Origin of the sequence: Serratia sp. ME47, assembly GCF_903970925.1 — a bacterium.
GTDB lineage: Bacteria > Pseudomonadota > Gammaproteobacteria > Enterobacterales > Enterobacteriaceae > Serratia > Serratia ureilytica.
The window spans coordinates 142994-155975 of sequence record NZ_CAJCKE010000001.1; the positions used below are offsets into that span (position 1 = coordinate 142994).

General features: G+C 57.5%; 11 protein-coding genes. 8 read left to right on the forward strand and 3 right to left on the reverse strand.

The window, feature by feature from the left end; genetic code table 11:
- Positions 1 to 15 precede the first annotated feature (15 nt).
- Together H7A77_RS00745 and H7A77_RS00750 are read right to left on the reverse strand one after the other, a co-directional pair.
- Positions 16 to 255 carry a YoaH family protein gene (locus H7A77_RS00745; RefSeq protein ID WP_033643378.1) on the reverse strand — a complete coding sequence of 80 codons (240 nt, stop codon included), beginning with the start codon at positions 253 to 255 and terminating at the stop codon, positions 16 to 18.
- 70 nt (positions 256 to 325) lie between these two features.
- Positions 326 to 1327, reverse strand: a complete 1002-nt coding sequence (locus tag H7A77_RS00750) for a glycosyltransferase (protein ID WP_182073689.1) — start codon at positions 1325 to 1327, stop codon at positions 326 to 328.
- Positions 1328 to 1852: 525 nt separating this feature from the next.
- On the opposite strand from H7A77_RS00750, the gene pabB reads away from it, so the two are divergent.
- From pabB to H7A77_RS00770, 4 genes are all read left to right on the forward strand, one after another.
- The gene (gene pabB, locus H7A77_RS00755) at positions 1853 to 3226 is read left to right on the forward strand and encodes an aminodeoxychorismate synthase component 1 (protein ID WP_182073690.1); all 1374 of its coding nucleotides are present in this window, start codon (positions 1853 to 1855) and stop codon (positions 3224 to 3226) included.
- Entirely contained in the window at positions 3223 to 3801 is a 579-nt protein-coding gene (locus tag H7A77_RS00760) for a CoA pyrophosphatase (RefSeq protein WP_033644292.1), read from the forward strand. Before pabB ends, H7A77_RS00760 begins: the two co-directional genes overlap by 4 nt.
- A 448-nt stretch (positions 3802 to 4249) precedes the next feature.
- Positions 4250 to 5614 (forward strand): L-serine ammonia-lyase, encoded by a 1365-nt coding sequence (sdaA, locus tag H7A77_RS00765; protein WP_033650934.1) that lies wholly within the window; start codon positions 4250 to 4252, stop codon positions 5612 to 5614.
- A gap of 267 nt (positions 5615 to 5881) precedes the next feature.
- On the forward strand, positions 5882 to 7468 hold the full coding sequence (locus H7A77_RS00770; RefSeq protein WP_147838041.1) for an EAL domain-containing protein: 1587 nt from the start codon (positions 5882 to 5884) through the stop codon (positions 7466 to 7468).
- A 16-nt stretch (positions 7469 to 7484) separates the two neighbouring features.
- Here the strand turns inward: H7A77_RS00770 and H7A77_RS00775 are convergent, their stop codons facing one another.
- Positions 7485 to 9029: a TerC family protein gene (locus tag H7A77_RS00775; protein ID WP_033643383.1), complete on the reverse strand. Its 1545-nt coding sequence runs from the start codon at positions 9027 to 9029 to the stop codon at positions 7485 to 7487.
- 562 nt (positions 9030 to 9591) lie between these two features.
- Between H7A77_RS00775 and manX the strand changes: the two genes are divergently transcribed.
- The 4 genes from manX to H7A77_RS00795 are packed head-to-tail and all read left to right on the forward strand — an operon-like array spanning position 9592 to position 12779.
- Positions 9592 to 10551 (forward strand): PTS mannose transporter subunit IIAB, encoded by a 960-nt coding sequence (gene manX, locus H7A77_RS00780; protein WP_182073691.1) that lies wholly within the window; start codon positions 9592 to 9594, stop codon positions 10549 to 10551.
- A 56-nt stretch (positions 10552 to 10607) separates the two neighbouring features.
- Positions 10608 to 11408, forward strand: coding sequence for a PTS mannose/fructose/sorbose transporter subunit IIC (locus tag H7A77_RS00785; RefSeq protein WP_033634888.1), 801 nt, complete (start codon positions 10608 to 10610; stop codon positions 11406 to 11408).
- A 15-nt stretch (positions 11409 to 11423) separates the two neighbouring features.
- Positions 11424 to 12266 (forward strand): PTS mannose transporter subunit IID, encoded by an 843-nt coding sequence (locus tag H7A77_RS00790; protein WP_033634889.1) that lies wholly within the window; start codon positions 11424 to 11426, stop codon positions 12264 to 12266.
- A 54-nt stretch (positions 12267 to 12320) separates the two neighbouring features.
- Positions 12321 to 12779: a DUF986 family protein gene (locus tag H7A77_RS00795; RefSeq protein ID WP_182073692.1), complete on the forward strand. Its 459-nt coding sequence runs from the start codon at positions 12321 to 12323 to the stop codon at positions 12777 to 12779.
- The last annotated feature ends 203 nt before the right edge of the window (positions 12780 to 12982 follow it).

Sequence of the window (12982 nt, forward strand, 5' to 3'; positions counted from 1 at the left end):
GCGGCCCCGATAACATCAATAGTCTTCGTCTTCTTCAGCATCGTCATCCCGCGACGCCTCCGGCGCGGCATCCTGCTGTTCGTCTTCGTCATCGAACAGCACCGCGACATGAGCGCCCTGATGCTTCTCACGAATTTCCTGCGCAACGCGAGCAATGGCCTCACCGCTGCTCATGCCCTGTTCCATCAGCTGATGGATGCGATCCGCCGCTTCCTGCTGCTCCGCGTGGCTCAGTAATGGCATACCTGCATGCATGTGTCGTTCTCTCCGGCAAAAGGGAGAAGGAGTATACGCGCTAACGCGGCGGATCCCAACGTCTTGTGCCTCAGGCCGGCTGTGAACAGCCGTTATCGTTGCGCCACTGCTTTAAACGGTGCCGCCACAGCATGACATGCCACCCCTGCTTCACGCCGCGCGCATTGGCGAGCATCGCTCTGTCGATGCCACGTTGGTAAAACTCTTCGGTAATCTGATTCTGAGCGGCCGGATCCGGCTCACGGCGAATGCTGTGGCAAATCCCCAGCGCTTCGCGGGTGATCTGCCAATGGAACGCCGGCCGAATGGCGATGGTGCTCGCATAACGCAGGTTGAGCCGCTCAAGCATTTCGACGATTTTCATATAGTGGCGCTGATAATCCACGTTAGCCTTGCCGGTGCGGCGGCGATTGCTGATCGACTTGTCGTGCACCCGTTGGCGGTACAGCGGCGTGCTTAAATATTTGACCCGCTTGGCATTAAACATGACCTCCGTCGTCCAGGGAATATCCTGGTGATGTAAGCCCGGTTCAAAATAGAGCCGATGCTGGCGGATAAAATCGAGACGATATATTGCCAACCACACAACGTGAATAAACTTTCGCGATTTCAACGCGCGTTCGAACCATTGAACGCCAGTGATAACATCAGTGGTGCGTAAACGCTCCTGAGGAAAAATCGGCTGCAATTCGTCCTCGCTGGCAAAATAGCGTTCGCCATTGCATTGCATCACGTCTAGTTGGTGCCGTTCGGCCTGCTCGAGCAGCGTGGAATACATTTCCGGCGCCAACAGATCGTCAGCGTCGGGAAACGCCACGTATTTTCCTCGGGCAACGGCGAGCCCGGCATTACGCGCATTGGAAACGCCGGCGTTCGCCTGATCGATAACCCGAATATGCGGATGCGCCGCCGCATAGCGGTGGACGACCTCCCCCGAACCGTCGGTGGAACCATCGTTAACGATGATCACCTCCAACCGCTGTTCTCGTTGAGCAAGCAACGAAGCCAGGAAAGGTTCTAACAGTTCTCCCGCATTGTGCATCGGGACGATGACGCTCAGCATTAACGACATAGGCAGCTCTTCAATAATAATGTAACAAAATGATAATTTTATTTTTTTGAAAAATAGAAATCGCTTCAGCGCCCGAGCGAAATATGACGCAAACATTCACATTTCCGCCGCGAGCCAAATAAGATTCATCTTGTTTGTCTTTTCATGCTTTCTACAAGAAAAGCGTTCCACAACAAGGAATAACTTTCACAAGACGGCCACCTTAAAAAACACAGGCAAAACCGTTTCGCATCGCCCGCTTAATAACAACGAGCAACAATAAAATTGTGAAATTAACGAGTTGTCTTTATATTTCTCGGGTCTTGCGCCCTCGGTGAAAAATGCTTCCAGTTATTTTGACGTTAAATTTTTAACATATCGAAGTATAAACAATGGCGCAAAAAATGCCTTATTTCAGGTTTATTGAACTGCCGTTTATGTGAGGTGTGCTGCATGTCTCGCATGGCAAAACATGCATGCCATGGCCGTCTATGGCACACTAGCCGCCAGATATTGCCGTCTTCACAGCCAGGTTTATTGACGTTCATGAGCGTAACCGCCCCAAACATAAAGTCTTTGCCCTACCATCGCAGCGCCCTGATGACGCTTTTTACCCCGCTTTCATCGCAGCCTTGGGCGATGCTGCTGCACTCGGGCTTTGCCGACCATTCGCACAACCGCTTCGATATTCTGGTCGCGCAGCCGCGCATTACTCTCACGACTCACGGCGCCACCACGGAAATCATAAGTGACGACGTAACAATACGGTCGCAACAAGATCCGTTTGAGTTGTTGCAACAGCAGATGGTGGCGCAAGGTTGGCAACCGGCCTTTAATCCGGAGCTGCCGTTTCAGGGCGGCGCCCTGGGGCTGTTCGGCTACGATCTTGGGCGGCGGGTGGAAAGCTTGCCGCAGTTGGCCGAAGCCGACCTCGCCTTACCGGACATGGCTGTGGGCATTTATGACTGGGCGCTGATCGCCGACCACCGGCTGCAAACGCTGACGCTGCTCAGCTATGGCGACGTGGAACAGCGCTGGCGCTGGCTCAATAGCCAAACCGCGCCTGCGGCACGCCCTTTCACACTGCTGAGCGATTGGCGCGCCAATATGAGCCGGCAGCAGTACGGCGAGAAGTTCCAACGCATTCAGCACTACCTGCGCAGCGGCGACTGTTACCAAATCAATCTGGCGCAGCGATTCTCCGCAGACTATCAGGGAGATGAATGGCAGGCGTTTTGCCGATTGAGCGCCAGCAACCGCGCGCCGTTCTCCGCGTTCTTGCGTCTGCCTCACAACAGCGTGTTGAGCGTTTCTCCCGAGCGCTTCCTGTGGCTGGAGCAGCAGCGCATCCAAACCCGCCCGATCAAGGGCACGCTGCCGCGGCTGGCGGACGCGGAACAAGACGCCGCACAGGCTCGTCGTTTGGCCGGTTCACCCAAAGACCGCGCTGAAAATCTGATGATTGTCGATCTGCTGCGCAACGATATCGGCCGCGTCGCCCAGCCCGGCAGCGTGCGCGTGCCGGAGCTGTTCGTCGTGGAGCCGTTCCCGGCGGTGCACCACCTGGTGAGCACCATCACCGCAACCCTGCCGGACACCGCCTCGGCGACCGAACTGCTGCGTGCCTGCTTCCCCGGCGGCTCGATCACCGGCGCGCCCAAGGTGCGGGCGATGGAAATCATCGAAGAACTGGAGCCGCAGCGTCGCAACGCCTATTGCGGCAGCATCGGTTACCTGAGCGCCTGCGGCACCATGGACACCAACATCACTATTCGCACGCTCGTCACCGAAAACGGCCGCATCCATTGCTCCGCCGGCGGCGGCATCGTGGCGGACAGCCAGGAACAGGCGGAATATCAGGAGACCTTCGACAAGGTTGGCCGCATTCTGCCGCAGCTCGGGGAGTGCGCCCAATCGTGATCCCACCAAATGCACCGGCCTCACTGCACGCCTTTATCAGCCGTTTCCAACTGCAGCTGCCGCAGGCGGCGCAGATCTCGCACAATGTGCGCCCGGCCGCGGTGCTGATCCCGATCGTCTGTCGCGCCGAGCCGACGCTGCTGTTGACCCGCCGCGCCGACTCGCTGCGCAAACATGCCGGCCAGGTGGCCTTCCCCGGCGGTAAAACCGACGCTGAAGACGGGTCGGCGATCGTGACGGCGCTGCGAGAAGCGCAGGAAGAAGTGGCGATACCGCCGCAGGCGGTTACCATACTCGGCCAAATGGCGCCGCTCGACAGCAGCACCGGATTTCAGGTCACGCCTATCGTCGGCCTGGTCTCGCCGGACGTGCAGTTCCGCGCCAACGAAGGCGAAGTGGCTGACGTGTTTGAAATGCCTTTGCGGGAGGCGCTGACCCTGTCGCGTTACTACCCGCTGGACATTCATCGCGCCGGCCATACGCACCGGATTTACCTTTCCTGGTACCACAGCCAGTTTATCTGGGGGCTGACCGCCGCCATCATTCGCCGCCTGGCGCAGCAAGTCAGTATTTAGAGCCGGCATTGCGTGATCTGACTCGCAATCTGGCACGGTTGCCGGCCTCCGCTGCGGGTAAAGCGATCGAAATCACTTCATTTGATCGCTTTTTCAACTACCGTTCCGGTTGAATGGTTTTAAAAAAACTGTAAACCCTCTCTTAAACCTTACGAAATACCTGTAAAATACCACCGTCCGAGATAAACCACTGTAGAAACAGGGATTAAGCCGGCGGCGTTCAGCAAGGAAAGCTGGCGCGATTACCGTTAATGGAGCTTGGGCGAAAGCGGATGCCCCGCACAAGGGTTCGCCCCGGGTAATCAGTAAAAAAAGCGACACCACGGATTATTTAATTTCATGCGAAAAAGGCAGCCGAACCCGCACGGCCCTTTTACAATATCGCTGTTCCCTGCGCGGTTTTTAACCGCCGCAGCCATAACAATACGTCTCTTTAAGGAGTTTTAGCGTGATTAGCGTTTTCGACATGTTTAAGATCGGCATCGGCCCGTCCAGCTCTCATACGGTTGGACCGATGAAAGCCGGCAAACAGTTTGTCGACGATCTGGTAAATAAAGGCCTGATGCCTTCTATCACGCGTGTTGCCGTAGACGTTTACGGCTCACTCTCATTGACCGGCAAAGGTCACCATACCGACATCGCTATCATTCTCGGCCTGGCCGGCAACATGCCGGACACCGTCGATATCGATAGCATCCCGGGTTTTATTCGCGATGTAGAACAACGTCAACGCCTGATGCTGGCCAACGGCCTGCATGAAGTCGATTTCCCGCGCGACGGCGGCATGGTCTTCCGCAGCGACAACCTGCCGCTGCACGAAAACGGCATGCAGGTCCACGCCTTCGCCGGTGATAAAGAAGTGTACAGCAAGACCTATTACTCTATCGGCGGCGGCTTCATCGTCGATGAAGAGAACTTCGGCAAGGCCGCCGAGCAAGAACTGCAAATGCCTTATCCGTTCAATTCCGCGCGCGAAATGCTCGACCACTGTCGCGATACCGGTCTGTCGCTGTCCGGCATGGTGATGCAGAACGAACTGGCGCTGCACAGCAAGCAAGAGATCGACACCTACTTCGGTAACGTCTGGCAAACCATGCGCGCCTGCATCGATCGCGGTCTGAACACCGAAGGCGTGCTGCCGGGCCCGCTGCGCGTGCCGCGCCGTGCCTCCGCGCTGCGCCGTATGCTGGTGGCGTCGGACAAACTGTCCAACGATCCGATGAACGTGATCGACTGGGTCAACATGTTCGCGCTGGCGGTTAACGAAGAAAACGCCGCCGGCGGCCGCGTCGTCACCGCGCCGACCAACGGCGCCTGCGGCATCGTGCCTGCCGTGCTGGCTTACTACGATCACTTCATCGAGTCCGTCAGCCCGGACATCTATATCCGCTACTTTATGGCGGCGGGCGCCATCGGCGCGCTGTACAAGATGAACGCCTCCATTTCCGGCGCCGAAGTCGGCTGTCAGGGTGAAGTCGGCGTTGCCTGCTCCATGGCGGCGGCCGGCCTGGCCGAACTGCTGGGCGGCAGCCCTGAGCAGGTATGCGTGGCGGCGGAAATCGGCATGGAACACAACCTGGGTCTGACCTGCGATCCGGTCGCCGGCCAGGTGCAGGTGCCGTGCATCGAGCGCAACGCCATCGCCTCGGTCAAGGCGATCAATGCCGCCCGCATGGCTCTGCGCCGCACCAGCGAACCGCGCGTTTCGCTGGATAAGGTGATCGAGACCATGTATGAAACCGGCAAAGACATGAACGCCAAGTATCGAGAAACATCACGCGGCGGCCTGGCTATCAAGGTGCAATGCGACTGACCGACAACCCCGCCACCCGGCGGGGTTTTTTATGGGTAATCAATTCATTGAGCGTTTTTGTGACAATGTCACCAGAAAAAATCCTGCATTTTTCTCATCGATCCGGCGGTTAGCCTGCAAATTGACCTTCTGTTTTGCCAAATCGAAATAATTTACTGAGTTACCATCAATCTTGTATAACCTCAGGCTAGAATTAGCCGAGCGCAACTTAAGGATCTATGGCCTGACCGTGACTCGGAGCTGGATTACCGAACAAGGATTTACCGGATGTTGATGACCCACCTCGCCGCGTCCCAATATCGTTACTACCGTTGGCTGCTGGCCGGAGCGGTGGGCGCGGCTATTCTGTTGGTATCGCTGTATACCCGTTACTATCAAGAGGTCAAAAGCATCGAGCAGAGCCAGCAAACGTTGGCCACCCGCACCGTCGGCAAGATTGACCAGCTGCTGTCCCCCGCGCAGCTGCAGGCGGAACGCAGTATGGACATGCTGGAACAACCCTGCGAGAACGTCTCATCGACCCTGCGCTTTCGCGCCGCGCAAAATCAGGCGCTGCGCGCCATGCTGCTGGTAAAAAATGGCGTCATCTACTGCTCCAGCCTGTTTGGCGCCCGTCATTATCAGTTGGCCGCCGTGCTGCCGATTTTCGTCAACAGCAACGTCAAGCTGGCGCTGCGCCCTTCGTTGGCGGTGAGCAAAGGACTGCCCACGTTGGTGATGTGGACACCCTCCCCCAGCGATAGAACCAGCGGCGTGCTGCACGTCTTCAATATCGAGCTGTTATCGAACTTTTTACTCGAACCGCAGGAGCCTTATGTTCAGCGAATGGTGCTGAACGTAGCTGACAGCAGCCTGGAATACGGACGCCGTGAAATCCTGCGCCGCGACACTCTGACCAACGATCTGCGTTACACCGCCGGTTCCGAGCGATACCCGTTCTCGATTTCGCTGTTCGGCCCGCAGGTCGGCATGCTGGCGTTTTCCGCACTGCCGCGCCATATTCCTCTGGCGCTGTTGATCAGCCTGCTGGCGGCCTATGTGGTCTACCTGCTCACCGCTAACCGTATGAGCCTGTCTTATCACATCGGTCATGCCATTACCCACCGGGAGTTCCGCGTTTACTGCCAACCGATCATTCACAGCGATACCGGCCGCTGCGCCGGCGTCGAGATGCTGCTGCGTTGGAAAAAGAAACGGCAGGGGTGGATATCGCCAGACGTGTTTATCCCGCTGGCCGAGCAGCATGAGCTGATCATTCCGCTGACCCGCTATCTGATGAACACCGTGACGGAAAATCTGCAGCTGTTCCCGCCGCGGCCGTCGTTCTACATCAGCATCAACGTCGCGGCCGAGCATTTTAAAACGCTCAACATCATCGACGATATCCGCCAGATTTGGCTGCCGGCGCACCCAATGCCGTCACTGATGCTGGAGCTGACCGAGCGCACCGCGCTGTCAGCCATCCAGCATGACCAGATCCGGACGCTGAAAGACATGGGTATCATGCTGGCCATCGACGATTTCGGCACCGGCCACAGTTCGCTGAGCTACCTGAAAAACCTCAGCCCGGACGTGTTGAAGATTGACCGCGGGTTTACCGCGGCCATCGGCACCGACGCGGTAAACGCCACGGTGACCGACACCATCATTACGCTGGCGCAGCGGCTGAAGCTGAAGTTGGTGGCTGAAGGGGTAGAAACGGCGGAACAGGCTGACTACCTGCGCTCACGCGAGGTCAATGCCCTGCAGGGGTATTATTTCGCCAAACCGATGCCGATCCACGTTTTCCCGCTATGGTTGCAGCAGTACGAATCGCGCGTCAGGCATGCGCAAGAGGATCCGCCGGAGGCCTGAGCCTCCGGCGAACGGGTTACGACTGCGTCGGCTCGTCAAAGACGACGCGGGTGACACGCACCAGTTCGATGCGGTATTCGGAGACGTCGACGATATCGAAACGCAGGTGGTTCAGCTCGATAGTATCCCCCACCACCGGCATCTGGCCGTAGTGGGCCAACAGCAGCCCCGCCAGGGTGGCGTAGTCCGCGGTTGGGCTCACCAGGTCATCGCAGGCCAGCGCCTGTTCCAGCGAGTGCAGGTCGGTCCCGCCCTTCACCAGCCAGCCGTCGCCTTCCGCCACAATGTCCGGGGTTTCATCTTCGTCCGGGAATTCACCGGCAATCGCTTCCAGCACGTCCAGCGGCGTCACCAACCCTTGCACGACGCCGAACTCGTTGGTGACCACCACCAGACGCCCTTTGGCGCGACGCAGCACCGCCAACAGCTTGATGACGTCCATGGTTTCCGGCACCACGATCGGCGGCGTGCGGGCGGCAAACTCGGCGATATCTTCACCCTGCTCCAGCGCCACCAGCAGATCCTTGGCGCGCACCACGCCAACAATCTCATCCACCGAATCGCGGCACACCGGGAACAGGCTGTGCGGCGTGTCCAGCAGCTGTTCGCGCACCTCTTCGCGGGAGCGCTCGCAATCGACCCAGGAAATCTCGGTGCGCGGCGTCATCACGCTGCGCAATGAGCGCGAGGCCAGCGTCAGCACGCCGCTGATCATATAACGCTCTTCCTCCGCAAAGGTTTCATCCCGCGGCAAGGCGACCGCATCGTCCGTCTGCTGCGCGCGCTGCTGCCCCATCAGGCGCATGATCGCTTCCGCAGTGCGCTCGCGCATCGGGCGACGCGCCTGATGCTTGATGAAGTTGCGACGCGCGATCTGGTTGAACAATTCAATCAGGATCGAGAAGCCGATCGCGGCGTACAGATAACCTTTAGGAATATGCAAGCCGAAGCCTTCGGCGATCAGGCTCAGGCCGATCATCAACAGGAAGCTCAGGCACAGCACCACAATGGTCGGGTGCGCGTTAACGAAGTTAGTCAACGGTTTGGACGCCAACAGCATCACCGCCATCGCGATCACCACCGCCGCCATCATCACCGGCAGATCGTTCACCATGCCCACGGCGGTAATCACCGCATCGAGCGAGAACACCGCGTCGAGGATGACGATCTGCACCACCACCGCCCAGAACTTGGCGTAACCGCGATTGGCGCCGTCCTGGTGCGTCTGCCCTTCCAGCCGTTCATGCAGCTCCATGGTGGCTTTGAACAACAGGAACACCCCGCCGAACAGCAGGATAAGATCGCGGCCCGAGAAGCTGAAATCGCCGACGCTGAACAGCGGCGTGGTCAGCGTCACCATCCAGGAGATCACCGACAACAGGCCCAAACGCATCAGCAGTGCCAGCGACAGGCCGATGATGCGCGCTTTATCACGCTGCTTCGGCGGCAGCTTGTCGGCCAAAATGGCAATGAACACCAGGTTGTCGATGCCCAGCACGATTTCCAGCACCACCAGCGTAAGCAACCCCGCCCAAATAGAGGGGTCCATTAAAAATTCCATATCAGACTCCAGAGAAAAGTGGGAATGAGCGCAGGAGGCTCAGACGTGACGATGCCGCCGCTGCATGGGCGCAGTCGACAATAGCAAGGTGACGGGATGGGATTACCGGGTGGTGGCCGAGCGGCCGAACAGCATATGTAACGCCAGCAGGTGGCGGGTGAAACCTGGAAAAACAGTAACTTCGGTGACAGTCCATAGGGAGGGCTGAGGCCCTTCACTCCTTAGTGATGAAAGAGGAAATTACTGTATCAGGATTTTTCTGGCGGACAAAGCGGCTTTTTCAACGGCGGTTTAAGGTTGCGCCCTGTCATCTCGCCCACGACCGTTAAGATTTATCCGAGCATTCAATAGCGGAGCAGCGTCACAAAAAATATTTTTTCACTCACTAAAATAAATCTCGCGTTCGTGAAGTATCACGCACAGGCATTTGAAACTGCGTGAGAAATGTTAGGCGTGCGTTTCTTTTTTTCTACCATAATGTATCTGAACCGCGGAAGTGACTGCCAAGACGGCGCGGAGAAACGACACAAACCGCGTCTGGAGTTCAACGAGGAGGTAGCGAGTGGCAATAGCTATTATCATCGGCACACACGGGGCTGCAGCGGAACAACTGCTGAAAACGGCGGAGATGCTATTGGGCGAGCAGGACAACGTCGCCTTTATAGACTTCGTTCCCGGTGAGAATGCCGAAACGTTAATCGTCAAGTACAACGAAAAAATCAGTGGATTGGATACCAGCGGCGGCGTGCTGTTCCTGGTGGATACCTGGGGCGGCAGCCCGTTCAACGCCGCCAGCCGCATTGCGGTCAATAAAGACAACTATGAGGTCGTCACCGGGGTCAACATTCCGATGCTGGTGGAAACCTTCATGGCGCGGGACGATAACCCCGCTTTCGATGAACTGGTGGCGCTGGCGTTGGAAACCGGCCGTGAAGGCGTGAAAGCGCTGAAAAAACCGCAAGAAGAACCCGCAAAACCCGCAGCACCCGCCCCGAAAGCCGCTGCTCCTCAAGCGCCGTTGGGGCCGAACGATCACATGAAAATCGGCCTGGCGCGTATCGACGATCGCTTAATCCACGGCCAGGTCGCCACCCGCTGGACCAAAGAGACCAACGTCAGCCGCATCATCGTCGTCAGCGATGAGGTCGCCGCCGACCATGTGCGCAAAACCTTGTTGACCCAGGTTGCCCCGCCGGGCGTCACCGCTCACGTGGTGGACGTGGCGAAGGCCATCCGCGTCTGGAACAACCCGAAATACGCCAACGATCGCGTGATGCTGTTATTCACCAACCCGACCGACGTTTGGCGTCTGGTGGAAGGCGGCGTGGAGATTAAATCCGTCAATATCGGCGGCATGGCGTTCCGTCAGGGGAAAACCCAGGTGAACAACGCCGTTTCCGTCGATGAAAAAGATATCGAAGCGTTTAAGAAGCTGAACGACCGCGGTATCGAGCTGGAGGTGCGTAAGGTCTCGTCCGACAGCCGGCTAAAAATGATGGACCTGATTAACAAACTCAATTAGTGGCGCCAGCCGCTGATTATTTTACTCAGAGCTTTTTTGGTCATAGGAGAAGTGCAATGGAGATCACCACTCTTCAGATTGTGCTGATATTTATCGTTGCCTGTATCGCCGGGATGGGTTCCGTCCTCGACGAGTTCCAGTTCCACCGCCCGCTGGTCGCCTGTACCCTGATCGGCTTCATCCTCGGCGACATGAAAACCGGCATCATCATCGGCGGTACGCTGGAAATGATCGCCCTCGGCTGGATGAACATCGGTGCGGCAGTCGCGCCGGATGCCGCCCTGGCGTCCATCATCTCTACCATTCTGGTCATCGCCGGTGGGCAGAGCGTCGGCGCCGGTATCGCGCTGGCCATTCCGCTGGCGGCGGCCGGCCAGGTGCTGACCATCATCGTGCGCACCCTCACCGTGGCCTTCCAGCACGCGGCGGACAGCGCGGCGGAGCGCGGCAGCCTGCGCGCCATCACCTGGATCCACATTGGCGCCCTGCTGCTGCAGGCGATGCGTATCGCCATCCCTGCGGTCATCGTCGCCATTTCGGTCGGCACCGCCGGGGTACACGCCCTGCTCAACTCGATCCCGGAAGTGGTCACCAGCGGCCTGAACATCGCCGGCGGCATGATCGTCGTGGTCGGTTACGCAATGGTGATTAACATGATGCGCGCCGGCTACCTGATGCCGTTCTTCTATCTCGGTTTTGTTACCGCCGCCTTCACCAACTTCAACCTGGTGGCGCTCGGCGTCATCGGCGTGGTGATGGCCGTGCTGTATATCCAGCTCAGCCCGAAATACAACAAATCTCAGGTTGTCCAGGCCGGCCCGGCTAACGCGAACGATCTCGATAACGAACTCGACTAGGAATAGGTGAGAGAAATGGTTGATACAACTGCTCAAAAGAAACTCACGCCGGCCGACATTCGCGGCGTATTCCTGCGCTCTAACCTGTTCCAGGGGTCATGGAACTTCGAACGCATGCAGGCGCTGGGTTTTTGCTTCTCGATGGTGCCGGTGATCCGTCGCCTGTATCCGGAAAACAATGACGATCGCAAACAGGCGATCAAACGCCACCTCGAGTTCTTCAACACGCACCCTTACGTGGCGGCGCCGGTGCTCGGCGTGACCATGGCGATGGAAGAGCAACGCGCCAACGGCGCGCCGATCGACGACGGCGCGATCAACGGCATCAAGGTCGGTTTGATGGGGCCGTTGGCAGGCGTCGGTGACCCGATTTTCTGGGGCACCGTGCGGCCGGTGTTCGCCGCGCTCGGCGCCGGCATCGCCATGAGCGGCAGCCTGCTCGGACCGATCCTGTTCTTCGTGCTGTTCAACCTGGTGCGCCTGCTGACCCGCTACTACGGCGTGGCCTACGGTTACCGTAAAGGGGTGGATATCGTCAACGACATGGGCGGCGGCTTCCTGCAAAAACTGACGGAAGGAGCGTCCATTCTCGGCCTGTTTGTGATGGGGGCGCTGGTCAACAAGTGGACGCACGTGAATATCCCGCTGGTGGTGTCCAAGATAACCGACCAGACCGGGCATACCAACGTCACCACGGTGCAGACTATCCTCGACCAGCTGATGCCGGGCCTGGTGCCGTTGCTGCTGACCTTCGCCTGCATGTGGCTGCTGCGCAAGAAAGTCAACGCGCTGTGGATCATCATCGGCTTCTTCGTCATCGGTATCTTTGGCTATTGGATTGGCCTGCTGGGCCTGTAATCGTTCGGAACGGCCGGGGGGCAACCCCCGGCTTTTTTATGTGTGGAGCAAGAGATGTCACTGACCGACGCCGTACTGATGCTGTTTATCGCCCTGCTGTTGCTGTATTCGCTGTATGACGAATTCGGCATGGATCTGCTGAAAGGCAAAACGCGGCTCAAAGTGCCGCTCAAACGCCGCAACCGGCTCGACAGCCTGATTTTCGTCGGCCTGATCGCCATTCTGATTTACCGTAACGTCACCACCAACGGCGCGGCATTAACCACTTACCTGCTTATTTCTTTGGCGCTGCTCGCCATCTATATCGCTTATATTCGCTCACCCAAGATGGTGTTTAAAGCGCACGGTTTTTTCTTCGCCAATGTGTTTGTCGAATATAACCGCATTAAAGCCATGAATTTATCGGAAGATGGCATTCTGGCCATCGACCTGGAACAGCGCCGGCTATTGGTTCAGGTAACTCACCTGGACGACCTGGAGAGGATCTATCACTTTTTCGTTGATAATCAATAAATAAAAATAAATCCATTCCGTTATCGCTCAAACCCCGCGCTGCTTATGGACAATTAATCGGCAGCGCCATTTCCTTTCTGACTATTATTTCCGCAACATTGTTACCCCCGGCTACATTATATTCCCGCATGAACTCAGATTAATGAAAACGAGTCTCAATTAAGAGCCAATATTGCCAAAGAATAAGGTTGTCGATGGCTGAA